Origin of the sequence: Sulfitobacter sp. PR48 (assembly GCF_028807335.1) — a bacterium.
Classification (GTDB): Bacteria; Pseudomonadota; Alphaproteobacteria; order Rhodobacterales; family Rhodobacteraceae; genus Sulfitobacter.
In genome coordinates, this window is sequence record NZ_JARAMM010000013.1 from 124,550 (window position 1) to 148,551 (window position 24,002).

The 24,002-nt window shown below is 63.9% G+C and carries 18 protein-coding genes and 1 tRNA gene; 8 read left to right on the forward strand and 11 right to left on the reverse strand.

What is annotated here, in order from left to right:
- Position 1 precedes the first annotated feature (1 nt).
- The gene (locus tag PVW51_RS17480) at positions 2–1,342 is read left to right on the forward strand and encodes a TrkH family potassium uptake protein (protein WP_269365095.1); all 1,341 of its coding nucleotides are present in this window, start codon (positions 2–4) and stop codon (positions 1,340–1,342) included.
- Positions 1,343–1,478: 136 nt separating this feature from the next.
- Here PVW51_RS17480 and PVW51_RS17485 read toward each other — a convergent pair whose 3' ends face one another.
- The gene (locus PVW51_RS17485; RefSeq protein ID WP_274576346.1) at positions 1,479–1,994 is read right to left on the reverse strand and encodes a DUF992 domain-containing protein; all 516 of its coding nucleotides are present in this window, start codon (positions 1,992–1,994) and stop codon (positions 1,479–1,481) included.
- A 351-nt stretch (positions 1,995–2,345) separates the two neighbouring features.
- Here PVW51_RS17485 and PVW51_RS17490 point away from each other — a divergent pair, with 351 nt between their 5' ends.
- On the forward strand, positions 2,346–2,864 hold the full coding sequence (locus PVW51_RS17490) for a flavin reductase family protein (protein ID WP_114273161.1): 519 nt from the start codon (positions 2,346–2,348) through the stop codon (positions 2,862–2,864).
- Here the strand turns inward: PVW51_RS17490 and PVW51_RS17495 are convergent.
- The 5 genes from PVW51_RS17495 to PVW51_RS17515 form a co-directional block, all read right to left on the reverse strand.
- Positions 2,858–6,838 (reverse strand): translocation/assembly module TamB domain-containing protein, encoded by a 3,981-nt coding sequence (locus PVW51_RS17495; protein ID WP_274576349.1) that lies wholly within the window; start codon positions 6,836–6,838, stop codon positions 2,858–2,860. The two genes, PVW51_RS17490 and PVW51_RS17495, sit on opposite strands and share 7 nt — an antisense overlap.
- Positions 6,838–8,607, reverse strand: a complete 1,770-nt coding sequence (locus tag PVW51_RS17500) for an autotransporter assembly complex protein TamA (protein ID WP_443069610.1) — start codon at positions 8,605–8,607, stop codon at positions 6,838–6,840. The genes PVW51_RS17495 and PVW51_RS17500 overlap by 1 nt, the downstream gene beginning before the upstream one ends.
- A 456-nt stretch (positions 8,608–9,063) precedes the next feature.
- Positions 9,064–9,150: transfer RNA gene (locus PVW51_RS17505), tRNA-Leu, on the reverse strand.
- Between the two features lie 40 nt (positions 9,151–9,190).
- Positions 9,191–9,739, reverse strand: a complete 549-nt coding sequence (locus PVW51_RS17510; RefSeq protein WP_338019762.1) for a tetratricopeptide repeat protein — start codon at positions 9,737–9,739, stop codon at positions 9,191–9,193.
- 36 nt (positions 9,740–9,775) lie between these two features.
- The gene (locus tag PVW51_RS17515; protein ID WP_114272747.1) at positions 9,776–10,252 is read right to left on the reverse strand and encodes an Lrp/AsnC ligand binding domain-containing protein; all 477 of its coding nucleotides are present in this window, start codon (positions 10,250–10,252) and stop codon (positions 9,776–9,778) included.
- A gap of 108 nt (positions 10,253–10,360) precedes the next feature.
- Between PVW51_RS17515 and putA the strand changes: the two genes are divergently transcribed.
- A complete protein-coding gene (gene putA / locus PVW51_RS17520) occupies positions 10,361–13,783 on the forward strand; it encodes a bifunctional proline dehydrogenase/L-glutamate gamma-semialdehyde dehydrogenase PutA (RefSeq protein WP_274576352.1) in 3,423 nt (1,140 codons plus the stop codon).
- A gap of 4 nt (positions 13,784–13,787) precedes the next feature.
- On the opposite strand, the gene PVW51_RS17525 is transcribed toward putA, so the two are convergent.
- Positions 13,788–14,432 carry a hypothetical protein gene (locus PVW51_RS17525; RefSeq protein WP_274576353.1) on the reverse strand — a complete coding sequence of 215 codons (645 nt, stop codon included), beginning with the start codon at positions 14,430–14,432 and terminating at the stop codon, positions 13,788–13,790.
- A 71-nt stretch (positions 14,433–14,503) separates the two neighbouring features.
- On the opposite strand from PVW51_RS17525, the gene PVW51_RS17530 reads away from it, so the two are divergent.
- Positions 14,504–15,247: a rhomboid family intramembrane serine protease gene (locus tag PVW51_RS17530; protein WP_269365106.1), complete on the forward strand. Its 744-nt coding sequence runs from the start codon at positions 14,504–14,506 to the stop codon at positions 15,245–15,247.
- Positions 15,244–15,624, forward strand: coding sequence for a GFA family protein (locus PVW51_RS17535; protein ID WP_274576356.1), 381 nt, complete (start codon positions 15,244–15,246; stop codon positions 15,622–15,624). The genes PVW51_RS17530 and PVW51_RS17535 overlap by 4 nt, the downstream gene beginning before the upstream one ends.
- A gap of 12 nt (positions 15,625–15,636) precedes the next feature.
- Here the strand turns inward: PVW51_RS17535 and PVW51_RS17540 are convergent, their stop codons facing one another.
- Positions 15,637–16,422, reverse strand: coding sequence for an inositol monophosphatase family protein (locus PVW51_RS17540; protein ID WP_269365111.1), 786 nt, complete (start codon positions 16,420–16,422; stop codon positions 15,637–15,639).
- A 162-nt stretch (positions 16,423–16,584) separates the two neighbouring features.
- Between PVW51_RS17540 and PVW51_RS17545 the strand changes: the two genes are divergently transcribed.
- Positions 16,585–17,625 (forward strand): NADP-dependent oxidoreductase, encoded by a 1,041-nt coding sequence (locus tag PVW51_RS17545; RefSeq protein WP_274576357.1) that lies wholly within the window; start codon positions 16,585–16,587, stop codon positions 17,623–17,625.
- Positions 17,626–17,675: 50 nt separating this feature from the next.
- Here the strand turns inward: PVW51_RS17545 and PVW51_RS17550 are convergent, their stop codons facing one another.
- A complete protein-coding gene (locus PVW51_RS17550) occupies positions 17,676–18,581 on the reverse strand; it encodes a LysR family transcriptional regulator (protein ID WP_114272742.1) in 906 nt (301 codons plus the stop codon).
- Between the two features lie 97 nt (positions 18,582–18,678).
- Here PVW51_RS17550 and metF point away from each other — a divergent pair, with 97 nt between their 5' ends.
- The gene (metF, locus tag PVW51_RS17555; RefSeq protein ID WP_274576359.1) at positions 18,679–19,545 is read left to right on the forward strand and encodes a methylenetetrahydrofolate reductase [NAD(P)H]; all 867 of its coding nucleotides are present in this window, start codon (positions 18,679–18,681) and stop codon (positions 19,543–19,545) included.
- Between the two features lie 62 nt (positions 19,546–19,607).
- Positions 19,608–20,090 carry a PaaI family thioesterase gene (locus tag PVW51_RS17560; protein WP_274576362.1) on the forward strand — a complete coding sequence of 161 codons (483 nt, stop codon included), beginning with the start codon at positions 19,608–19,610 and terminating at the stop codon, positions 20,088–20,090.
- A 72-nt stretch (positions 20,091–20,162) separates the two neighbouring features.
- On the opposite strand, the gene PVW51_RS17565 is transcribed toward PVW51_RS17560, so the two are convergent.
- Complete coding sequence (locus tag PVW51_RS17565) at positions 20,163–21,203, reverse strand: DUF2235 domain-containing protein (protein WP_274576363.1); 1,041 nt, start codon at positions 21,201–21,203, stop codon at positions 20,163–20,165.
- The gene (locus tag PVW51_RS17570; RefSeq protein WP_274576364.1) at positions 21,181–23,478 is read right to left on the reverse strand and encodes a xanthine dehydrogenase family protein molybdopterin-binding subunit; all 2,298 of its coding nucleotides are present in this window, start codon (positions 23,476–23,478) and stop codon (positions 21,181–21,183) included. The genes PVW51_RS17565 and PVW51_RS17570 overlap by 23 nt, the downstream gene beginning before the upstream one ends.
- Positions 23,479–24,002 lie beyond the last annotated feature (524 nt).

The following is a 24,002-nucleotide window of genomic DNA, read 5'->3' on the forward strand; positions in this document are numbered from 1 at the left end:
CATGGCCAGGGGCGCACAGCGGGTCAAAACAGGCTCTGGCCTGGCGCTGCCGCCGCCGGTTGTTCTGGGGCTGCTCTATCTTGTCTTTATCGTCATCGGGGCAAGCCTGCTCTGGCTGCCTGTTTCGCATCATGGCGACGTCGGGCTGGCGGAAGCGCTGTTCACCTCCACCTCTGCCGTAACGGTAACGGGGCTGGTGCTGATGGATACCGGTGCTGCATTTACCGGGTTCGGGCAGGCCGTGATCGCGCTGCTGATCCAGTTCGGCGGTCTGGGGCTGATGACATTCGCGGTGCTGGTGCTGAGCGCGCTTGGCATTCCGGTGGGAATGCCGCAACGGCTGATCCTGCGCGAGGATCTCAACCAGACCTCGATCAGCAATCTGACGGTGCTGGTGCGCGTGATCATTGTGGTCGCCTTGCTGTGCGAAGCAATCGGCGCCCTGCTGCTGGCCTTTGTCTTTGTCCCCGAATACGGCTGGAACGGCATCTGGCAGGCCGTGTTCCATGCCATTTCCGCCTTCAACAACGCGGGCTTTGCCCTGCATCCCGACAGCCTGTCGCAATGGGTCGGCAACCCGGTGATCAACCTGGTGATTCCGGCGCTGTTCATCATGGGCGGGATCGGTTTCATCGTGGTGGGCGACATCTATCAGACCCGCAGCTGGCGGCGGCTGACGCTGCATTCCAAGCTGATGCTGATGGGCACCGCCCTGCTGATCCTCTGGGGCTGCCTGTGGTTTGCCGCACTTGAATGGACCAACCCCGACACGCTGGGCGCGCTTTCGCTTGGCGACAAGTTGTGGGCGAGCTGGTTTCAGGGCGTCACCCCCCGGACCGCAGGGTTCAACACGATCGACACCGGCGGGATGCATGATTCCACCGCCATGATGACAATGACGCTGATGCTGGTGGGCGGTGGCAGCACCTCGACCGCCGGGGGGATCAAGGTCACGACCTTTGCGGTCCTGCTGCTGGCAACGGTGGCCTTCTTTCGCCGTCAGACCACCCTGCACGCCTTTGGCCGGGCGCTGGGGGTCGAGGAAGTGCTGAAGGTGCTGGCGCTGACCACGATATCCATGTTGCTGGTCCTGTCAGGCATCTTTGCCATAGCCATCAGCCATGATGGCCAGTTTGTCGATCTCGCCTTCGAGGTGACATCGGCCTTTGGCACGGTGGGCATGTCGATGGGTGCCACCGCAGAGCTTGATGGCATCGGCCGCGCCTTGATCATGCTGATCATGTTCATCGGGCGGGTCGGCCCGCTGGCGCTGGGATTCTTCCTCGCCACACGCGCCGTGCCCCGGGTCAAATACCCGCCGGGTCAGATCTATCTGGGCTAATGCCTCGGGCGATGCTGCCAGCGGCGGGGCCGTCCCGGCCAAAACGTGGTTCAGGAGTATCCGCCCCCTTCCCACCGGCACCCCAGACCGCAAAAAGCCCCCGCAAGGGGGGCTTTTCACGGGTCGGGCAGGGGAATTACCCTTCCACGCGGGTCAGATTGATCTCACCCACGCCAATAGCGAAATTCACGCCAGTCTGCGTGTTCACGCTGATCGGTTGCAGCGCCAGCGTGTTTTCCGAACCGCCGGTCATCGCATTCGCGCCAAGGCCGACACCCAGTGTCGCCTCTGCCGAAACGCCCTTGTAGCTGCCGTTCAGCCCGCCTTCGACATATTCGGATTCCGTCGGTGCCAGCACCAGCCAGGACATCTGGCCGTTCTGGGTCTTGCCGATATCAATGCCATAGCGGTTGATTTCGCCGACATAGGTTTCATCCGCCAGACCTTCCTCAACCGGGTTGAAGACGCAGGTCAGTTCCCGCGTTGAACCAAAGACATAGCCGGTGCCGTCACCCACATCACAGGACAGCGATCCGATTTCGGTGTGATCGACGGCCTCACTGTCCGCCGCATAGGCGGTTGTTCCCAAGGCCACACCGGCAATCATGGCGGCGGCAGCGGTCATTTTCATGTTTTTCATGTTGCGTGTCATAGTCATCTCCTGCTGGGCGCTGTTGAAACGCCCGTTTCTGCGGCATTCGGGTGCCCTGGTGACCGGCAAGGCCTTGTGCCCTGCCGCCCCAACCGACAGCCAGCGTCAGCCCGGGGGGTGACGATGCCTCTCTTGCCAACACAACACGGGCGGGCCCGGCAGGTTCCGGCAGTGTGGGACTTTCCGGGAAATGGGGCGGATTTCCGCAACACCGCCCCTGTTGCGCCATGTTTTGGGCGCGATGGAAATCTAATGCGAAGGCATGAAGCACACCGCAGCACTCAATCCCCCGGCGCAGGCCTGATGGGCGTCGCTGGACAAATCGGCAGGGCCGTGGCACCCGTGGCGCCGATGAACAATGATTTGATTTCCTTTGCGCCCCGGGCGCAGGACGGTGCCGCGCTGCGCGCCGCCTTTGGCCGTTTTGGCACCGGTGTCACGGTGATCACCACCCAGACGGAAACCGGGCCGCTGGGCATGACTGCAAATTCCTTTTCATCGGTATCGCTGGATCCGCCGATGATATTGTGGTCCGCAGCGCTGCGCTCCAAGCGGCATGACGTCTTTGCAAAGGCCCCGCATTTCTGCATCCACATCCTGGCAGAGGATCAGGGCCCTCTGGCCCGGCACTTCGCGGGCCAGGGTCATGATTTTTCAGGTTTCGACTGGCAGGAAGGCCCCCATGGCACCCCGACCCTTGCGGGCGTGCTGGCGACCTTTCACTGCGAAACCCATGCGGTGCATCCGGCAGGGGATCATTCCATCATCCTCGGCCTGATCACCCATGCTGCGCAGCGCCGGGGCCATGGCGCGGGCCTGCTGTTCGATCAGGGACGTTTCGGGACCTTCGTGCCGCAGGACCCTCAGTAATCCTTTTCAAAGAACAGGCCGATACCGCTGTCGCCGTCTGAACCCAGTGTCGCCTTGCCCTTGAGGTTCGGTGTGATGTCGATGTTCAGCGAGATATCCGCGGTGCCGTCAGAGGCGGCGGTCACATCGGAATAGACGTTATCCGAGATATACTTGCCCGCGCGCACCGCTGTCGCACCGCTGTCGGTTGTGGTCACGTCCAGATCGTCCAGGCCAAAGCCATCGCGCAGACGCGAGACCACGCCGGCCCCGCCACGCCCTGCAAGCGTCGCCACGGCAGAGGCCAGTTGCAGCGCCTGGAAGGCCGAGATGTCGTCGATGTTCTTGCCGAACAGAAGCTGCGCCAGCACTTCGTCCTGCGGTGCCGCCGGGGTGGATTCGAAAATCACCTCCGGTTCATCCGCCGGTCCCTGTACGATTACCCGCACTTCGCCTGCGTTTGTCTTGGTCGAGGACACGAACCGCAGATAGGGGATCAGATCGCCCTGGAACTGCACCGACCCCTCCACCAGGTCAAAGCGTTTGCCGAGAATGTCCAGCCTGCCGCGGAGCAGTTCGAACCGGCCCGCAGAGATGATGTTATTTGTGGTCCCGGTCAGGGTCAGCCCACCGCCCAGTTCGGCATCCAGCCCCCTGCCCCGCACGAATATGCGGTTCGGCGCATTCACCTGCAGGTTCAGCCCAAAGCCGCCCCCGCTGCTTTTTGCCGACGGGTCGGCACCGGACTGCGCCCCGGTCAGCCCCGCCTTGCGGCGCGTGGCGATCACGGCCTGATCCGCGCCGATATGGGTGATCTGGGGAATATCCCCGATGGTGGTCAACCCGGTCGAGGGGACGTTCACATTGGTCTCGCCCACGTTGATCTGCCCGCTGATCTGCGCGCCGCCAGCCAACGGGCCTGCAACCCGCAGATTGCCCCCGACGCTGGTGCGATAGAGCTTGGGATCGGTCAGAACGACGTTTTCCAATGCGATCTGAATATCCGCAGGCAGGGATCCCGTCAGGGTCACACCGCCGCCGACCCGCAGACGCCCGCCGCCAACCGCATTGGCGGTCACGTCGATATTGGCGCGGTTGTTGCCAAGCTGGATATCCGCATTCATCGCATCAAGCGCGATGCGCAGGTTTGGCGCGCTCAGGGTCGCGCCCGTTGTCGTGATCCGGCCAGAGACAGAAGACAGCGCCGGCGGGCCATTCACCGTCAGATCAAACCGTGCCTGCCCCTGCAGGCTGCGCGGTTCGATAAAGGGCTTGCTGAGCCCCAGCGGCGCCGTGCCCGCGATGTCCAGGTTCAGGGTGCCGTTCTCGGCCACCTGCCCCGAAACACGCGCCTGCGTGCCACCCGGACCCCGCGCCGCGGTATTGATCTGCCATGCGCCGCCCTGCCTGCGGGCAGAGCCGTCAACGTCAAGCGGGCCGTTCAACTGCGGCACGATGGCTGCGAGATTGGGCATCGCCAGCGTGTAATCCACCGCAGCGTTGGCCCCGGTGACAACGCCGGTGACCGTGGCGCGTGCCGAATAGGGTCCGCTCGCCTGGGTGTCGACCGCAAGGCCCTCCGGGGTCTGGTAGAGCTTGCCATTGGCCGAAAGCGGGCCGTTCACCCCGGGCAGCAACGGGTTCACATTGGGAACCGAGAGGTTGAAATTCAATGACATGTCAGGGCCGGTCGCCAGCCCCGCCACCAGAGCCTTGGCGCCATAGGGGCCCATCGCTTCGGTATCCACCACAAAGCCTGCATCGGTCTGGCGCAGCGTGCCGGTCGCCTTCAGCGGCCCTCTCACCTGCGGCGCCAGGGGTTGCAGGTCAGGCACCGACAGATCGAAACGGATGTCGATGGCCGGGCTGACCAGCCCTTCGACCGCCGCGGTCAGATCATAGGGCCCCGTCGCATCGGTGCGGATACGCCAGCCGTCGGGCGTCTGGCTCAGGCTGCCGGTGGCCTTGACCGGGCCTTCGACCTGCTCGGCAAATGGCTTTGCATCAGGCACATCGGCGGTGAATTCGATCCTTGCATCGGGGCCTGTCGCCAGCCCTTTGGCTGTCAGGGCGGCACCATAGGGGCCATCGGTGACCGCATCGACAACCCAGCCGCGCCTGTTCTGCCTGGCCGTCGCGCTGACCGTGACCGGCCCGTCATATTGCGGCAGGACAAGGCCGATATCCTCCAGCCGGAAATCCGCCTGCACGCGGCTGTCATCGCTGCGCAGTTCCGCCGCGCCGGTCAGGCTCAGGGCATCATTCTTCAGCACCAGATCGCGCAGGAAGGTGCCGGTCTCATCCCGGCTGGCCTGCATGCTCAGCTCTGTCCGGCCCTTCAGCACCGCGTCGGCCTGCGGGATGCCCAGCGCAAGATCCTGTGTGCTGCCGGTTGCCTTCAGGTCGAACAGGCCGCCCAGCGGTGTCACCGTGCCCTTCAGGCCCAGGTCGGTCTGGCCATCCAGCTCGCGCCCGGCAAGGGCCGAGAACCGGCTGAGGTCGGCAGCGCTCAATGCCATGTCGAGCCGGGTGCGGAAATTGTTCTCAAGACCCGCGATGATGATCTGGCCGGTCAGCCCGTAATCCGTTCCGGTCAGATCCAGATCGCTGATCCGCGTCGGCTGGCCCTCGATGTAATTGATATTGGCCTTGCCGGTGATGCGCCTGCCGATCGCCTCGGCACTGGCGGCGTCGGTCAGTTCCAGCCCGTCGGCCGTAAAGCTTACATCACCCAGGAACTGCCCGACCGAGCCGACGTTGCCCTGCAAGGTGCCATCAAGGCCCAGCTGGGTGCGTTCAATGGCAAGCCCCGCCATTTCCAGCGCGTCGATGTCGAAATCCGCATTCAGCGCCTCGCCATTGTCCGCGTCATAATTCACCCGAAGACCAACGCGTTTCACAATTGTGCCCTCGCCGCCCAGGGGCAGCAGGATGGTCGTGCCGTCAGGGTTGGCAATCGTGCCGGTGATGTCGATGAATGAGGGCCATTTGTCCGTGTTCAGCGTGACCCGGCCCGCCAGATCGGCGGCCTGTGCCTTGAGGGTGAAATCGCTGACCTCGACCGCGCCGCTGCCTTCGACCAGCGCGTCGATCTTCAGCTGCACCTCCTCGCCAAAGAATTCGCGAAAGCGTGGCGCCAGCAGCGCGGTCACATCGCCGCCGATGTCAGCCCGGATGCGCCGGTCAGGTGTGTCGAACCCACCGCGCGAGGCTTCGGTGCCCAGGGTGATTTTCCCCGCCAGCCGTTCCTGCCCGTCGGTCGAGATATTGAGATCGCTTGCGAAATCGGTGAGCGGCCCGCTTCCCTCAACCGTCATCTCGACGGCGGGCTGATCGGGCAGGTTCATCAGTTTCGCGACAATCCCCTCCTCGCCCTCGCTCAGTTTCACCAAGAGATCGAGGATGTTGTCGGACCGTTCAAGGTTGGCCTTGATCGCGAATTCACCCTGTTTGGCATCGGTGCGGCTGGCCGAGATGTCGAGGTTCAGCAGATCGTCGGTATATTGCGCCGTGGCCCGCAGGCTCAGCTGCGCGGCCTCGCCCAGTAGCGGGGCACCGAGGTTGATCTGATCCACCCCGAATTCGGCGATATTGATGGAAACCGGCAGTTCCGGCAGATTGAAAGGCTGGGCTTCGGCCTCCGGCAGATCGACGCCTTCCTCGGGAAGCGGCAGGCGGGGCAGGTCCAGCCGCGCCGCTGTCAGGCTCTGAACCTCCAGCCGTCCGCGCAACAGGGCGGAACGGGTCCAGTCCAATGTCACGTCTTCCAGCGTCAGCCAGACCCCTTCGCTGTCGGCAATGGTCATGCGGTCAAAGCTGGCGGTGGAGCTGAGCGCGCCCTGAAACCCGTCAATGCTGACCGTGCGTCCCGCCCCGCTGAGCGCGTCCTGGATGGCACGGGTCAGAAAACCCTTGTCGTCCTCTTGTGCCACGGCGGCAACAAGGCTTGCGATCCACAATGTGACCGCCACGAGAAATGCAACCAGACCCCGCATCAGAATGCCTGCCCTATGCCGATATAGACTTGAAAGTTCTCACCCGTCTCCGGCCCTGAGGTCGGCACGGCAAGGTCAAGCCTGATCGGCCCGATGCCGGTATCATAGCGCAGCCCGAAGCCCGCACCGGATTGCCATCGGCCCGACCCGTCATAGAATTCCTCGGCCCCGATATAGCCCGCATCGGCGAAACCGACGATCCCGATGGCATCGGTCACCTTGATCCGCGCCTCGGCGGAAAAGCCGACAAAGGAGCGCCCGCCGACCGTCTGCCCGCCGCCCAGATCGACGCCCAGCGACTGATAGGGTTGCCCCCTGACCGTCCCGCCACCGCCGGAATAGAACAGGTAATCGGCGGGTGCCTCGGACAGGTCCGGCCCGTAAACAGACCCAAGCTGCCCGCGCAGGGCAAAGGTGACCGGGCGGGTCTGCCCGAAAGTCTTGTAATAGCGCGCATCGACATAGGTGCGCAGCCCGTCGTCCGCCCCGCTGAGCGCCAGGAACGGCGTTGCCGAGGCGTTGATGTAATAGCCCTCTTTCGCGTCAAGTTCCTTGTCGCGGTAGTCGAATTCGATGCCCAGCGGCAGGGTCAGCAAGCTGTAGCGGTTGGTGCCAAAGGCGTCGCGTGTCTCGGCCCGGCGCAGACCCAGCCCCAGCCGGTAGGTCCGGTTTTCATTGGCGATGCGGGTGAAGCCCGCCTCAACATCCAGCTGCCGGGAAAAGAAGTTCACCTCGTCAAGCTGTTCCAGCTTGGTCAGCGCGTAGAAGTTCGTGTCTTCGTTGAAGGTTGCGGGGCGGTCGAAACGGGCGGACAGGCGATAATCCTCACCGCCGGAGTTGCCGCCGATCCCGCCCGCTTCGGCCTCCAGCCGCAGCCGTTCCGCGCCACCCAGCAGGTTGCGGTGCATCCAGTAGGTCGAGACCGTCAGCCCTTCGAGCGAGGAAAGCTCCGCCCCGAAACCGAAACGCCGCTTCGGCGCTTCGGTGATCAATGCGGTGACGGGAAGCGTGTCGCCGGGTCCGATCACCTCGCCCTCCTGCAGGGCCACGGCATTGAAGGCACCGGTACGCCGCAGCCTTTCGCGGGCCAGCCGCAGGTCCTGGGGCGAGAAGACCTTGCCCTCCGGCAGGCCCGCGATGTCGATGATGCGCTGGGTGCGCACATCCTGATTGCCCTTGACGATCAGGGGGCCGAACCGCAGGCGCGGGCCGGGGGCCAGGCGCAGATCGGCATCAATGGTGCGCTCTGCGTGCCGCGCGGTCAGGTCCTGGCTGGCCAGTTCGGCCTTGGCGTGACCCTGGTCGCGCCAGCCCTCGATCCCGGCAGAAACCGTGTTTTTCAACACCCCCAGGCTGGCGGTCTGGCCGCTGGCAAATCCTTCGGGCAATTCGGTGCCGGGAGCAATCGGCGCGATACGGGTCTGTCCGAAACGGAACCGGGGGCCCGGATCAATTGCGATCACCGCCTGGCTGATCTGCCGCGGCGGGTTCACCGGCGGGATGTTCACCGCGTCCACCCCGTCCAGCGTGATCTTGATCACCGGACCGAAGTAGCCGTTGTCATAGAGAACCGCCAGCAGCCTCTGGTAATCGGCCTGCGCCGCCGCAACCACCTCCTGCGAGCTGGGATTGGCGCCTTCCGCCGTCTGCTCGACCAGCAGGGACCCGCCGGCCAAAGTCTTGTAAAGATCGCTGCGCTCCGGGATGCCGGTGATCTTGAGGTTCGCCGCCGCGCCAAACTGTGCCGTCGCCGCAAGAAACAACGCCAAAAGCCCGGCAGCCTTGCCGCGATTCTTCGTAAGCAATGCCTTGAATTGCGCCACGCCAACGCCCCCTACTCACACCGAAACACCGTGGTTGCCACGGTCTGTCCTTTTCGGACACTTAGACCGATTAAGCGATATTTCCGCCCTGCCTGCAATCCGACTCTGGTGTTTGAAGGCCTGTGAACCGCATTATCTGGTGTTCCCCCGTCATTCACGACAATCGCGCAATAAATGGGCGGGTTCCCGCGCATCGGCGGACCGGGTGCCGGCGCATCGAAACCGGATCACTCTGCCCCGGCCCCGCCCCTCGTGGCGCTGACCGGTCGTCATGACCCCGCCTCAGAAACAGGTTGGCGGGCTGTCATCCTCTGTGAAAGGCAGGGCTGGTGCGGGTGAGAGGACAAACCTCGAACCAAACCCGTGCTCAAGTAGCGCTCCGCGCGGTAGCACGACAAAAGTTGGTGCGGGCGGTGGGACTCGAACCCACACGGGGCTACGCCCCAACAGATTTTAAGTCTGGTATGTCTACCATTCCATCACGCCCGCATGCGCCGCACCATAGCCGCTGATCCCGGGGTGTAAATGGTCAGATGTCGCGGTCTTTGGGGCCAAGCGGTGCGCCTTCGGCCAGCAATGCGGCCTCCGACAGCCAGGGGTTGTTTTCCACCGCTTCGAGCAATTGCGCGCGGGCCTCGTCGATGCGGCCCAGGTTCATCAGGGTCAGGGCCCGGCCCGATTGCGCCGCGATGTGCAGGGGCTGCAGCCCCAGCGCAATATCCAGATCGACAAGTGCCGCTTCGTAGTCTTCCTGCAGGAAATGGATATAGGCGCGCTGGTTGAAACCTTCGGCATATGCGGGGCAATAGTCCGCCAGCCTGTCGAACTCCGCCAGCGCCCCGGCAAAATCATAGGAATCGCGCCGCCGCAGACCGGCGTCCAGCACCTCCTGCGCCGCCGCGTCGGGGGCGCGCAGCCAAACTTCCCACATTGCAGCCGAGGCCCGGCGCCCGTCAGTATAGGTCTTGGCGGCCTGGGATCTGGCGATGAGGTTCAGCATCTCGGACCGCACGTCAGGCGGCGCGGGACACTCCGCGATGGCCATCGCGGGCGACAGTGCCAGTGCAAGGATCAACATGCGCATGGCCTAAGAATGGTTCAGATTGGCCTTCCGTCAAGCACCATCCGCCAGCATCGTCTCTTTCACCGCCTCCATCGCCACATAGGTCGAGGTGTTTGACACATGCGGCAGGCTTGATATCGTCTCGCCAAGGAACTTGCGATAGGCGGACATGTCAGGCGTCCGCACCTTGAGCAGGTAATCGAAATGGCTTGCGATCATATGGGCCTGCTCGATCTCGGGCACCTTGGCCACTGCCGCATTGAAGGCGCGCAGGGCGGCCTCCCGGGTGTCGTTGAGCCGCACCTCGACAAAGGCGACGTGATCAAGGCCCAGACGGATCGGGTCGAGCAGGGCGCGATAGCCGATGATCACCCCGGTTTCCTCCAGCCGGCGCAGGCGGGCCTGGGTGGGTGATTTGGACAGGCCGATGCGCTTGGCAAGGTCGGTGATGCTGATGCGGCCGTCCTCGGCCAGGACCGAGAGAATCGATCTGTCAAAGCGATCCAGTTCGAATGTGTCACTTTTCACTTCGCGCCCCCCTCAATTGCCGCAAATCGCATCGTGGAAATCCGATTATAAGTCAAAAGGCCCTGCAAGGATACGATATACTTGGCAGATGATCTGATGGAGGAACCCATGACCGTTCAGAATGCCCCCTCACTGCGCCACCGCATCGACGCAGGCATGTATGCCGACCCCCAGGCCGTTCTGGACGGGCTGATCGACAGCGCCAGCCTCAGCGACGAGGCGCGCGCCGCCATCAGCGCCGATGCCGCAGGTCTGGTCCGCGACATCCGCAGCACCACCGCGCCCGGCCTGATGGAGGTCTTTCTGGCCGAATATGGCCTGTCCACCGACGAAGGTGTCGCCCTGATGTGTCTGGCCGAGGCACTGCTGCGGGTGCCGGACGCGGATACCATCGACGCGCTGATCGAGGACAAAATCGCGCCCAGCAACTGGGGCCGCCACATGGGCCATTCCACCTCTTCGCTGGTCAATGCCTCCACCTGGGCGCTGATGCTGACGGGCCGTGTGCTGGACGATGATCAGCCCGGCCCGGTGCGCCACCTGCGCGCCGCGATCAAACGCCTGGGCGAACCGGTGATCCGCACCGCCGTTTCCCGCGCGATGAAGGAAATGGGCCGCCAGTTCGTGCTGGGCGAGGACATCGAAGCCGCGATGAAACGCGCGGCAGGGATGGAGAAGAAGGGCTTCACCTATTCCTATGACATGCTGGGCGAGGCCGCGCGCACCGAGCGCGACGCGAAACGCTATCATCTGAGCTATTCCCGCGCGATTTCGGCCATCGCAACCGCCTGCACAGATGAGGACATCCGCAAGAACCCCGGCATTTCGGTCAAGCTGTCGGCGCTGCATCCGCGCTATGAGGTGGCGCAGGAAGAGGCGGTGATGAACGAGCTGGTGCCGCGCCTGCGGGCGCTGGCGCTGCTGGCAAAATCCGCCGGCATGGGGCTGAACGTCGATGCGGAGGAAGCCGACCGGCTGGCCCTGTCGCTGGAAGTGATCGAGCGCGTCATGTCGGAGCCTGCGCTGGCAGGCTGGGACGGGTTCGGCATCGTGGTACAGGCCTTTGGCCCCCGTGCGGGCACGGTGATCGACGCGCTTTACGAGATGGCGCAGAAATATGACCGCAGGATCATGGTGCGTCTGGTCAAGGGCGCCTATTGGGACACCGAGATCAAGCGCGCCCAGGTGGACGGGGTAGACGGCTTTCCCGTCTTCACCCAGAAGGCCGCGACCGATGTCAGCTATATCGCCAATGCGCGCAAGCTGCTGGGCATGACCGACCGGATCTATCCCCAGTTCGCCACCCACAACGCGCATACCGTTGCCGCCGTGCTGCATATGGCAAAGGACAAGGAAACCTTCGAGTTCCAGCGCCTGCACGGCATGGGCGAGACACTGCACACGCTGGTGATGGACAAGCACAAGACCCGCTGCCGCATCTATGCGCCCGTCGGCGCGCACCGCGATCTGCTGGCCTATCTCGTGCGGCGGCTGCTGGAGAACGGCGCCAACTCCAGCTTCGTGAACCAGATCGTGGACGAGGATGTGCCGCCCGAGGTCGTGGCCGCCGACCCCTTTGCGCAGCTGGGCCGCACCAATGTCGCGATCCCGAAGGGGCCGGAGGTGTTCCTGCCCCATCGCCGGAACGCGCGGGGCTTCGATCTGTCACACGCCCAGACCCTGACCGAGGTGGAGGAGGCGCGCGCGCCCTTCCTGTCGCACCACTGGGAAGCAGCCCCCCTGATCGCGGGCAAGGCAGCGCCGGAAAAGCCGATGGCGGTGACCAACCCGGCCCTGCCCGATGCCTCCCCCGGCACGGTGCGCCATGCGTCGAAGGCCGATGTGGCGACGGCGCTGGATAACGCCGCCCCCTGGGACGCTCCGCTGGAGGAACGCCGCCGGGTGCTGATGAAAGCCGCCGACCTGATCGAGGAAAACTATGGCGAGATCTTTGCCCTGCTGGCCCGCGAGGCGGGCAAGGGCCTGCCGGATTGTGTGGCGGAAATGCGCGAGGGGGTCGATTTCCTCTACTACTACGCCGGACAGGCGATGAACGAACCGCCCGCAGGCATCTTCACCTGTATTTCGCCCTGGAACTTTCCCATGGCGATCTTCACCGGGCAGATCGCTGCGGCACTGGCGGCGGGCAACGGCGTGCTGGCGAAACCGGCGGAGCAGACACCGCTGGTTGCGCATCTGATCGTGCAGCTGCTGCACCGCGCCGGGGTGCCGGAAACCGCGCTGCAACTGCTGCCCGGTGGTGGCGACGTGGGCGCGGCCCTGACCGGTGATGCGCGCGTGAACGGTGTGGCCTTCACCGGCTCCACCGCCACGGCGATGCGCATCCGCGCCAATATGGCCGAACATTGCGCCCCCGGCACCCCGCTGATCGCGGAAACCGGCGGGCTGAACGCAATGATCGTGGACAGCACTGCATTGCCCGAACAGGCGGTGCAGGCGATTGTCGAAAGCGCCTTCCAATCGGCGGGCCAGCGCTGTTCCGCGCTGCGGTGCCTTTATGTGCAGGAGGACATTGCCGAGGAATTCACCAGGATGCTGATCGGCGCGATGCAGGCGCTGAACATGGGTGATCCCTGGCAGCTGTCCACCGATGTCGGCCCGGTCATCGACGAGGCCGCGCGCAAGGGGATCGCGAATCACATCGCCGCCGCCCGTGCCGAGGGGCGGGTGATTGCCGAGCTGACCGCGCCCCAGGGCGGCACCTATATCGCGCCCACCATCATCAGTGTGAAGGGCATTGCCGATCTGGAGCGCGAAATCTTCGGCCCGGTGCTGCATCTGGCGACCTTCAGGAGCGGTGATCTGGACAAGGTGATCGACGCGATCAACGCCACCGGCTACGGGCTGACCTTCGGCCTGCACACCCGCATCGACGACCGGGTGCAGCATGTGTCCGAACGGATCGAGGCGGGCAACATCTATGTCAACCGCAACCAGATCGGGGCGATTGTCGGCAGCCAGCCCTTTGGGGGCGAGGGGCTGTCGGGCACCGGGCCAAAGGCGGGCGGGCCGAACTACCTGCCGCGCTTCAGCGCGCCGGATGTGCAGCAGCGTGACGGCACCTGGGACAAGGCGCAGGACAAGCTGCCCGCCCTGCCGCCACATGGCACCTATAAACCGATCGAGACCCTGTCGATGCCGGGGCCAACGGGCGAATCCAACCGCCTGTCCACCCTGCCCCGGCCTGCGCTGCTCTGCATGGGTCCGGGCACGGAGGTCGCGGCGGCCCAGGCCCGCGCGGTGGAGGCCCTGGGCGGCGTTGCCGTGCAGGCCAGCGGCCGGATCGACCCGGCGGCGCTGACGGACGGTCCCGGCTATGGCGGTGTTCTGTGGTGGGGTGACGCAGATACAGGCCGCGCCATCGAACAGGCCTTGTCAAAGCGCAAGGGGCCGATCACGCCGATGATCCCCGGCCTGCCCGACCCCGCCCGCGTGCGCGCCGAGCGTCACGTCTGCGTGGACACCACCGCATCGGGCGGCAATGCGCAGCTTCTGGGTGCGGCGACCTGAACAATCAGGACCGGGCGATTTCCATTGCCCGGTCCACCGCCAGTTGCGGTGAAGACAATATCGGCACGGTCACGTCCGCCAAATAATCCGCAGCCCCCATCATGGAAGCCTGGGCAAGGACCACCGCACTGATGTCGGGGGTCTCCGACAGCGCCTGCCGGATACGCGCCGCGATTGCGCGGGAGAATGCCGCTGTCTGTCCCGCCTCGAACAGCGGCCAGACCCCGGCGCAGAGCAGCAGTTCCTGCTGCACCTTCCGGTCCAGCTCTGACGCGGCGCGCTCCAGCAAGTCGCAGGTCGCCCGGCGGGTGCTTTCAAGGCAAAGCACCACCAATATCCTGCCGCCAAGCTTTGCCGCGCTCTCCATCAGTGGCCGGTCGATGCGCAACAGACGTGGATCGGCCTGCGCCATATCGTCAATGAGCGGCCCCAGGGTCGAACAGGTGCACAACACCGAACCCGCATCACCAAGTGCCGCGACGGCCTGCCGCAGATCGGCGCGCGCGGCCTCGGCCCCCTCCTCGCGCGCCTGCGCCAGCAGGTCAGCCCTCACCACATGATGGACAACGCCCTGAAACCCTGCCTTTGCGAACAAGGCGTCGAAAGTCGCGATATGGACATCGGCGGTATGCAGGCAGGTGATCTTCATCGCGGCGGTCTTTCGTTTTGCGGCAGGCAACACCACTTGACCCGGCCTGTGCAATGGCAAATTGTGCGGCCATGTTTCCGATACGTGATCATAACCCTTCCGGGCGCACGCCCTATGTGACCTACGCGCTGATGATCCTGAACATCGGGATCTTCCTGAGTTATGTGCCGATCCTGTCTGACCCGCGCGAGATCAACCTGTTTTTCTCAAACTATGCGCTGATCCCGGCGCAGGTTACGGATGGCGGCGGTCTGAGCGGGCTGTTCACCTCGATGTTCCTGCACGCAGGCTGGATGCATCTGGCCGGGAACATGCTGTTTCTGTGGATCTATGGCGACAATGTCGAAGACGAGATGGGCCATATCCCCTATCTGTTGTTCTATCTCGCCTGCGGCACCGCCGCAGGCCTGGCGCAGGTGCTGTTTGAACCCGGCTCATGGGTGCCGATGGTGGGCGCATCCGGTGCCATCGCGGGTGTGATGGGCGGCTATCTGCTGCTGTTCCCCAAGGCCAAGATCGACATCCTGATCATCTTTATCGTGTTTTTCCGCATCTTTCCGATCCCGGCCTGGATCATCCTGATCCTGTGGTTCGCGATGCAATTCATCGGCGGCATGGGGGCGACGCCCGAAACCGGCGGCGTGGCCTATTGGGCGCATGCGGGCGGGTTCATTGTCGGGCTCGCGCTGACCCTGCCGCTGTGGCTGCGCCGGGGCGGTTTCAGCTTCTGGTCCCGGACCGAGGGCCACCCGCCGCATCCTGCTGCGACCTATCCGACCGTTCGCAGCCGCATTCCCAGGGTCAAGCGGCAATGAGCGCGGATCCAATGGATATCACCGCGTCCTGCCATTGCGGCGCGGTCCAGCTTGAGGCGCATCTGCCCGGCGGGCTGGCAGATACCGGGCGCTGCACCTGCTCTTTCTGCGCGCGCAGACAGGCGGCGGCGGTGACCGCCACAACCGCATCGGTCAAAGTGACGAAGGGCGCGGCAAACCTGACGCTCTACACATGGAACACCGGGACCGCGAAGCATTATTTCTGCAAGACCTGCGGCATCTACATGTACCATCAGAGGCGGTCCGATCCTGCGCAATGCGGCGTGAACCTGGGCTGCATCAAAGGGGTCAAGACCTGGGAACACGAGCCTGTCAAATGGACAGATGGCGTGAACCACCCTTCAGACCGCCGCTGAAGGCCGCCCGTCTCAGCCGCGGATGGCTTTGGCGAAATTGCTGAAAATCGCTTCGTTGCCGCAGATGATTTCGCCGTTCTCCAGCACATCGCCCGCAGGGTCGAGCGGCTCAACCAGCCCGCCCGCTTCCTTGACGATCAACAGCCCTGCCGCAAGATCCCAGGCGTTCAGACGGCGTTCCCAATAGCCGTCATAGCGACCGGCGGCCACATAGGCGAGGTCCAGCGCAGCCGATCCCCAGCGCCGCACACCGGCGCAAACCGGCATCAACCGGCCCAGATCCTTGAGCGTCGCGGGCAGGTCGGAGCGACCGCCAAAGGGCAGACCGGTGGCAAAGATGCTTTCGATCATGCGGCTGCGCCCCGAGACCCGCAGGCGGCTCTCGTTCATCCAGGCCCCGGCACCTTTTTCGGCAAAGAACATCTCATCCTTGGCGGGATCAAAAACCACCCCGGCCACGATCTGACCTTTGTGTTCCAGCCCGATGGAAATCGCCCAATGCGGCAGACCGTGCAGGAAGTTGGTGGTGCCATCCAGCGGATCGACAATCCAGCGGCGCGTCGGGTCTTGCCCGGCTTCCTCGCCGCCCTCTTCGGCCAGCCAGCCATAGGTCGGGCGTGCGCCCATCAATTCTTCCTTGAGGGTCTTTTCCGCGTTCAGATCGGCGCGGCTGACGAAATCGCCTGCGCCCTTCACGGAAACCTGCAGGTTCTCAACTTCGCGGAAGTCCTTGATCAGCCCGCGCCCCGCCTTGCGTGCCGCCTTGATCATGATGTTGAGATTCGCACTGCCAACCATGTTGTGCCCCTTAGATGGATCAGGCGCTGCGTATATGCGTCACGTGACAGAAAGCCAAGGGGCAGATCGCCCGGAAAGCCCGCACAGCTTGTGACGTGTGATCACCCTTGCCTTTGCGGTTGAATGCCACAGGGTAGGGGCAGCAAGAAAACGGAGAGACTCATGAGTTCACAAATGCAGCAAATCGTTCTGGCAAGCCGCCCTGACGGCGCCCCCGGTCACGACAACTTCCGGCTGGAAACATCCGATATGCCGACACCGGGCGCGGGCGAGATCCTGGTCAAGGTGGCTTACATGTCGCTCGATCCCTATATGCGGGGCCGGATGGACGACGCCAAATCCTATGCCGCGCCCGTCCCGCTGGGCGGCAAGATGGAAGGTGGCAGCGTTGGCCATGTGATCGCCTCCAACGCCGACGGCTTTGCCGAAGGGGACGCGGTGTTCGGCCCGTTTGGCTGGGCCAGCCATGCTGTCGCCGACGCGCGGATGTGCCGCAAGCTGAACCCGGATCTGGCACCGATCACCACAGCGCTGGGCGTGCTGGGCATGCCCGGGTTCACCGGCTGGTACGGGCTGAACGAAATCGGGAAGCCAAAAGCGGGTGAAACCCTGCTGGTTGCCGCGGCAACCGGGCCGGTGGGGTCGATGGTCGGCCAGCTGGCCAAGGCAAAGGGCCTGCGCGCCGTGGGGGTCGCGGGCGGCCCCGACAAGCGCAAACTGGCGACCGAAACTTTCGGCTTTGACGCCTGCGTCGATCACCGCGCGCATGACACCGTATCCGACCTGCGCGACGCGCTGAAGGAGGCTGCCCCCGACGGGATCGACGTCTATTTCGAGAACGTGGGCGGGCCCGTGCTGGAGGCCACCTTGCCCCAGATGAACCGCTTTGGACGCATCCCGCTGTGCGGCATGATCGCCTGGTACAATGCAGGCGGGCTGGGTGACGGCGCCAGCAGCCAGGGCCTGACCGGGCCGAAGCTGTGGCGGACGCTGCTGGTCAATCACCTGACCGTCACCGGCTTCATCATCGCCAACCACTGGGACCGCTACGGCGAATTCCTGACCGAGGTCGCCCCCATGGTCGCGGACGGCCGGGTGAAATACGAGGAAGACATCACAGAGGGGCTGGAGAACGCGCCGCAGGCCTTCATGGATATGCTGCGGGGCGGCAACACCGGCAAGACGATCGTGAAGGTCGGCTGAACCGGGCGAAGGTGGGCGCGCCGCCCACCTTCCCTTTCCGCGCGGCGGCCTCAGGCCGATTGCAATTTGCGCGCTTCCTGACCGGCCAGGCCAAGCAGTTTCTTCATATAGGGTTTTTCCAGATCATCCGTCCGCACCGCGGCATAGAGCCTGCGGGTGATCCCGTCCTTTGTCAGGGGCCGGGTGACGTAATCGGAACTGTATTTCACTTCCCGCACCACCCAATCGGGCAAGACGGCCACCCCCCGGTTGGAGGCCACCAGCAACAGGATCACCGCCGTCAGCTCCACCTGCCGGATCGCGACGGGTTCCACCTTGGCCGGGATCAGCAACTGGCTGAACACATCCAGCCGGGACCGTTCCACCGGATAGGTGATCAGCGTTTCACTGCGGAAATCCGCGGCTTCGACAAAGGGTTTCGTGGCCAGCGGATGGGTGCTGGCCGCGACAAAGACCGCTTCGTAATCGAAAAGCTCCACAAACTCGACACCCGGAAGGTCCTCGGGATCGGAGGACACCACCAGATCGACCTCTTCGCGCAGCAATGCGGGCAAGGCGTCAAAGGCGAGGCCGGGGCGGATGTCCACATCCACATCCACAAAGCTGCGGCGGAATTGCTCCAGCACCGGGAACAGCCATTCAAAACAGGCATGGCATTCAATGGCGATGTGCATCCGCCCCGTGCTGCCCGCGCGCAGGCCGGAGAATTCATCCTGCAGGGCCTGAACCTGCGGCAGCACCTGCTGGGCCAGCTTGAGCAGCCGCTGACCCGCAGGCGACAGTTTCAGCGGCTTCGAGCGGCGCACAAACAATTCCACCCCCGCCTGATCCTCCAGCCCCTTGACCTGATGGGACAGCGCCGACTGGGTGATGTTCATCATCTCTGCAGCCCGGGCCAGACCGCCCGCTTCATGAATGGCCTGAATGGTGCGCAGATGACGGAATTCGATGTGCATGTGAGGCGGAACTCATGTTGAAGATGAAAGTTATGAATTTGTCTCACATCAATATTCATGAAACAAGATGCCAACACGTTATTCAAAGGATACCGACATGGCCACGCCCAAAGTTTCTTTCGAAGTCTTTCCACCGCGCACGGTGGATGCGGCTTTCAAGCTGTGGGACACCGCACAGGCGCTGGCACCGCTGGCACCGCGCTTTTTCTCGGTGACCTATGGCGCAGGCGGCACGACCCGTGACCTGACCCATGACGCGGCCCATGTGCTGCGCCGGACATCCGGCCTGCCGGTTGCGGCACATCTGACCTGCGTCGGGGCCAGCAAGGCGGAAACCATGGAAGTGGCTGACAGCTTTGCCAGGATCGGCGTGACGGACATCGTGGCGCTGCGCGGCGATCCTGCCGACGGGGCCAGCACCTTTACCCCCCACCCCGAGGGGTTCCAGGACAGCTGCGAGCTGATCACGGCGCTGGCCGAAACCGGCAAGTTCAACATCCGTGTCGGCGCCTACCCCGACCCGCACCCCGAATCGACCAGCCAGGAGGCCAACATCGAATGGCTCAAGCGCAAGTTCGATGCCGGTGCAAAAGAGGCGATGACACAGTTCTTTTTCGAGGCCGAGACATTCCTGCGCTTCCGCGATGCCTGCGCCAAGGCGGGGATCGACAAGCCGATCACCCCCGGCATCCTGCCCATCGTGAACTGGAAATCGGCCCGCAATTTCGCCCAGCGCTGCGGCACGCCGGTTCCGGCTTGGCTCGACGATGCCTTTGCCAAGGCGGAACGGGATGACCGGACAAGCCTGCTGGCCACATCCCTGTGCACCGAAATGTGCAGCGACCTGATCGACGAGGGCGTCGAGAACCTGCATTTCTACACGCTGAACCGCGCCGATCTGACCCGCGATGTCTGCCGCGCACTTGGCGTCACGCCTCAGGTCACCCTGGAAGACGTCGCGTAACGTTTGCGCCCGGTCCCGGTGGCCCGCTACCATCTCCGGCAGAGCCCTGCCGGAGATTTTTCATGCCCAAGATAGCCCAAAGTCCCGAAGAACTGCTGACCCAGCAAGAGGCCCTGAAACTATCAGGGCTTGAGTTCATGCAGGCGATTCTGGATGGCACCAATCCCGGCCCCCCGATCGGTGCCACCATGGGGTATAGGCTGCATGCGGTCGAAGATGGCCGCGTCGTGTTCCGGGGCGCGCCTGAATTCAATGTGACAAACCCGATGGGAACGGTCCACGGCGGCTGGTACGGCACCCTGCTGGACAGCGCCATGGCCTGCGCGGTGATGACGAAGGTCCCGGCGGGATCGGTCTATACCACCCTGGAATACAAGGTGAATATCCTGCGCAGCATCCCCCTGGGATTGCAGATTGATTGCATCGGCCTTGCCGATCATGTGGGCCGCTCCACCGGGGTCGCCCATGGCGAGATCAGGGGCGTCGAGGATGGCAAGCTCTATGCCACCGGTTCGACCACCTGCATCGTGATGAAGATCGCCTGACGCCAGCCACACGCGCCGGAAAATTGGAATTTTCCGGGTCGGATTTTTCCAAAAATCCGCCACCGCTCCCGGCTAGGAAGTGCTTTGCACGTAGGGGCCTGCATGATGGCCAAGCCGGGTTCCCAGGGCCTGCGAACGGCTGTGGAGGCTGACATGCAGTCTTTCCGACGGGTCCAGCCCGATCCTGCGCCGCCTGCGGGTGACCAGCAATTTGCCATACCCCCGGAATGTCCCCTGCGACGGGGCAAGCGGGTCCTGGACAAATCTGTCCTGCCACCCCGGCGGCAGGGGCAGCCCCCGCGCCTCAAGCTTTGACAGCATCCAGACCAGAGGAATATTGGCCAGGGGTCGTGCCGCCTCGAACCCGCCAAGATGCCCGCCCACGTCGCCATGGGTGCCCGGGAACCAGACCTGCTCGACCCGCCCGGAGTACCCCTCGGGAGTGGTCCAGAGCACCGGCGCATAGGCCACCCGCGTCTCGTCATGGGCCAGGGCGTGGTATCCGTGCAGCACATCGGCACCGAGCTCATGATTGTGAAACCCGTGCACCTTCCGGGACAAACGCCACAGGACGGGCGCATTCAGCCCCAGTGACTTTACCGTATCCCAGATGGCAATCGTGTCGATTTCCACGCCCTGGTGGCAATATGCGGCGCTGAAGGCGCGCGCTTCCGCACTGGCCGGGTTGGTTTCATAATGACGATAGGCGGTGCGCACCGCCTCTTTCGTGCTGTGATTGGGGCGCAGCAGGCCGACCATGTTCATGACCCCGGCCAGCGACCGCACCGCATAGGCGCCGCGCGAATAGCCGAGCAGAAAGATGCGGTCCCCGGGGCGGTAGCGGGCCGAAAGCCAGCCATAGGCCCGCCTGATCTGCCGGTTGATCCCCCGCCCCGCGATCACATCCCAGATCGAGCGCCAATGAGTCCATTGCAGCCCCGGCTCATAATAAAGCGACAGCGCGCTTCTGGTCTCCTTGAGCAACCCATAGGCCTGCCCGGCGTTGGTCCTGCTGGCCGGTTCAAGCGACGACAGGGTGCCGTCCAGAACGATCACATGGATGGCGCGCTGAGGTGGTGCCCCTTCGGCTTCATTCTGCGGCGATCTTGGCACCGTTCAACATCTCCCAGACCCGGTGCGGCGTGAATGGCATATCCGCCTGACGCACCCCCTGCTCCCAGAGCGCATCCTGAACCGCATTGGCAACCGCGGCCAGCGCGCCGACTGTGCCCGCCTCGCCGCAACCCTTCATTCCCATGACATTGGCCGTGGATGGCACCGGCTCGGACACAAAGCTGATATTGGGAAGGTCGGCGGCACGGGGCAAGGCATAGTCCATGAACGATGCCGTGAGCAGCTGGCCATCCTCGTCATAGACCACACGTTCCTGGATCGCCTGGCCAATGCCCTGGGCGACACCGCCATGCACCTGCCCTTCGGCCAGCATCGGATTGATAAGATTACCAAAATCATCGACGACCGTATAACGTTCGGTGATCACGACACCGGTCTCCGGATCGACGACGACCTCTGCCACATGCGCCCCGTTGGGAAAGCTGCGCGCTTCCAGCGTCGCGCGTTCGTGATGGGTCAGCAGGTCGTCACGCCCCTTCGCACGGGCCATTTCGGCCACCTCCAGCATGGTTGGCGTCATGTTCGACCCCTCCGCGCGGAAGCGTTCATCGTCAAAGCTGATCTCGCTTGCGGCCACGCCCATTTCCTCGGCCAGAAAGGCGGTGAATGCCCTTGTGATCGCCGTCACGGTGGCCAATGTGGCGTTGTTCTGCGTGGTGACAGAGCGCGACCCGCCCGTGCCGCCGCCCTGAGCGATCAGGTCACTGTCACCCTGCACCACGTCAATCAGTTCGGCGGGAATACCTGTCTGATCCGACAGGAACTGCGCATAGACCGTTTCATGGCCCTGCCCGTTCGACTGCGTGCCGACCAGAATCGTCACGCGGCCATTGTCCTCGAACACCACCTTGGCGCCTTCGGAAGGGTCGCCCAGAATGCTCTCGATGTAATAGCACAGCCCCTGCCCCCGCAGCAGGCCATTTTCCGCATCCGCCGCCTTGCGCGCCGCGAAACCATCGCGGTCGGCCTCCCGGGCGACGCGGGTCAGCAGGCGATTGAAATCGCCCACGTCATAGGTTTCTCCGGTCGCGGACCTGTAGGGGAACTGGTCGGGCTTGATGAAGTTGATCCGGCGCAATTCCCAGGGGTCGATACCCAGCTCCCGCGCCGCACGGTCCATCAGACGCTCCAGCACATAGATCGCCTCGGGCCGTCCGGCCCCGCGATAGGCGTCCACCGGCACGGTGTTGGTGTAATACCCCTCGGCCTGCAACCAGGTGGTCTGAACGTCATAGACCCCCATCAGAACGCGGCTGAAGAGGGTTGTCTGGATATGCTGGGCAAACTGCGAGTTATAGGCCCCGAGGTTGCAGCGGGTCTTTACCCGATAGGCGGTGATGCGGTTGTCGGCATCAAAGGCGAATTCCGCAAGGCTGGTCAGGTCGCGCCCGCCATTGTCGCTCAGCATCGCCTCGGTCCGGTCCGACATCCAGCGCACCGGACGGCCCAGCGCCCGCGCCGCCTGGGCGACGCAGAAATATTCGTTGTAGGTCATCGACTTCATGCCAAAGCCGCCGCCGGTATCGGGGTTGGTCACCCGCACCTGCGCGTCCTCCAGTCCAAAGGCAGACTTGAGAAACTCCTTGTGCACCCAGACGCCCTGCGCATTGTTGGCGACATGCAGACGCCCGTCCTGCCATTCCGCATAGCAGCCGCGCGGCTCCATCGAATTGACGATGATACGGTTGTCTTCCACATCGAGGGCAACGGTCCGCGCCGCCGCGTCAAAGGCCGCCTGCGTCGCCGCTTCGTCGCCCATGCCCCAATCAAAGGCCCTGTTGTCGGGCGCCTCCGCGTGCAGCGTCTCGCCGCCCGGATGCAGGTCTGTCTTGGCAGGCAGATCGTCAATGTCGAGCATGACAAGCTCGGCCGCATCGCGCGCCTGCGCCAGCGTCTCCGCGATCACCACGGCGACGGGTTCGCCGACATATCTGACCCTGTCCCTGGCCAGCATCGGACGCAGGGGCGCCGCACCTTTGGTGCCGTCCCGGTTCTCCACCACCGCACCGGACATCGAAATATCCATGCCCGCCGCTTCCAGATCGGCGCAGGTCAGGATCAGGTGAACCCCCTCTGACTGCGCAGCATCCGAGACATCCAGCTCACTGATCACACCATGCCCGACCGAAGAGCGCAGGAAATAGGCATGCAACGCCCCTTCCGGCGCGATGTCATCCACATAGCGCCCTTCGCCCATGAGAAACCGCATGTCTTCGGTACGCTTGACCGGTTGGCTTTTTCCGAATTTATCCATGATCGGTCCCCTTGGTGTGTCTGTCGGTGAAACAGATATAGGACAGATATGGGTTGTCCAGCCCAACCCGCACCCCGACACCGGCAGCGCATGAGATGCCAAGGGCACAGAGAAGTATTGGGGCAAAAAGAAGCAAAAAGTCAGGATAATCCTGACCTTCCCGGCCCAATCCGGCCTGGCGGTACAGGCCGGAACGCCGATGGCCGTGCATGAAGAAGCGCTCCGGTGTGCGAGGTCAGCGAGTTTTGACCTTTACGTCATCAGCTGGCCCAGAATGGCAAACCGGGCTTTCGCGCAGGATGTGGCAAAAGGCAGGTTTGAGCCCAGAGTGACGCTAAAAGCAAGCCGGGCCAGCGCCTGCCCGGGGTGGGCGATGCTGACCTTGGTTCATGCCACTTTATTTCTGAACCGTGATGAATCCTAACGAGGGAACAACTAGCCTCACCAAATCGCCTACCCGACCGGCGGGCAGGCGATGGCCCGGCGCCTTCGGCTTGTTCCGGGCCTGGGTGCTCATGTTTGAT

Excerpts from the sequence above, each read along its gene's own strand:
- PVW51_RS17485 (WP_274576346.1), bottom strand. The coding sequence starts at position 1,994 with ATGACACGCAACATGAAAAACATGAAAATGACCGCTGCCGCCGCCATG.
- PVW51_RS17560 (WP_274576362.1), top strand. The coding sequence starts at position 19,608 with ATGCCCAAGATAGCCCAAAGTCCCGAAGAACTGCTGACCCAGCAAGAG.
- PVW51_RS17540 (WP_269365111.1), bottom strand. The coding sequence starts at position 16,422 with ATGGTTGGCAGTGCGAATCTCAACATCATGATCAAGGCGGCACGCAAG.
- PVW51_RS17570 (WP_274576364.1), bottom strand. The coding sequence starts at position 23,478 with ATGGATAAATTCGGAAAAAGCCAACCGGTCAAGCGTACCGAAGACATG.
- PVW51_RS17525 (WP_274576353.1), bottom strand. The coding sequence starts at position 14,432 with ATGAAGATCACCTGCCTGCATACCGCCGATGTCCATATCGCGACTTTC.
- metF (WP_274576359.1), top strand. The coding sequence starts at position 18,679 with ATGGCCACGCCCAAAGTTTCTTTCGAAGTCTTTCCACCGCGCACGGTG.
- PVW51_RS17480 (WP_269365095.1), top strand. The coding sequence starts at position 2 with ATGGCCAGGGGCGCACAGCGGGTCAAAACAGGCTCTGGCCTGGCGCTG.
- PVW51_RS17490 (WP_114273161.1), top strand. The coding sequence starts at position 2,346 with ATGAACAATGATTTGATTTCCTTTGCGCCCCGGGCGCAGGACGGTGCC.
- PVW51_RS17510 (WP_338019762.1), bottom strand. The coding sequence starts at position 9,739 with ATGTTGATCCTTGCACTGGCACTGTCGCCCGCGATGGCCATCGCGGAG.
- PVW51_RS17550 (WP_114272742.1), bottom strand. The coding sequence starts at position 18,581 with ATGCACATCGAATTCCGTCATCTGCGCACCATTCAGGCCATTCATGAA.
- putA (WP_274576352.1), top strand. The coding sequence starts at position 10,361 with ATGACCGTTCAGAATGCCCCCTCACTGCGCCACCGCATCGACGCAGGC.
- PVW51_RS17530 (WP_269365106.1), top strand. The coding sequence starts at position 14,504 with ATGTTTCCGATACGTGATCATAACCCTTCCGGGCGCACGCCCTATGTG.
- PVW51_RS17495 (WP_274576349.1), bottom strand. The coding sequence starts at position 6,838 with ATGCGGGGTCTGGTTGCATTTCTCGTGGCGGTCACATTGTGGATCGCA.
- PVW51_RS17545 (WP_274576357.1), top strand. The coding sequence starts at position 16,585 with ATGAGTTCACAAATGCAGCAAATCGTTCTGGCAAGCCGCCCTGACGGC.
- PVW51_RS17535 (WP_274576356.1), top strand. The coding sequence starts at position 15,244 with ATGAGCGCGGATCCAATGGATATCACCGCGTCCTGCCATTGCGGCGCG.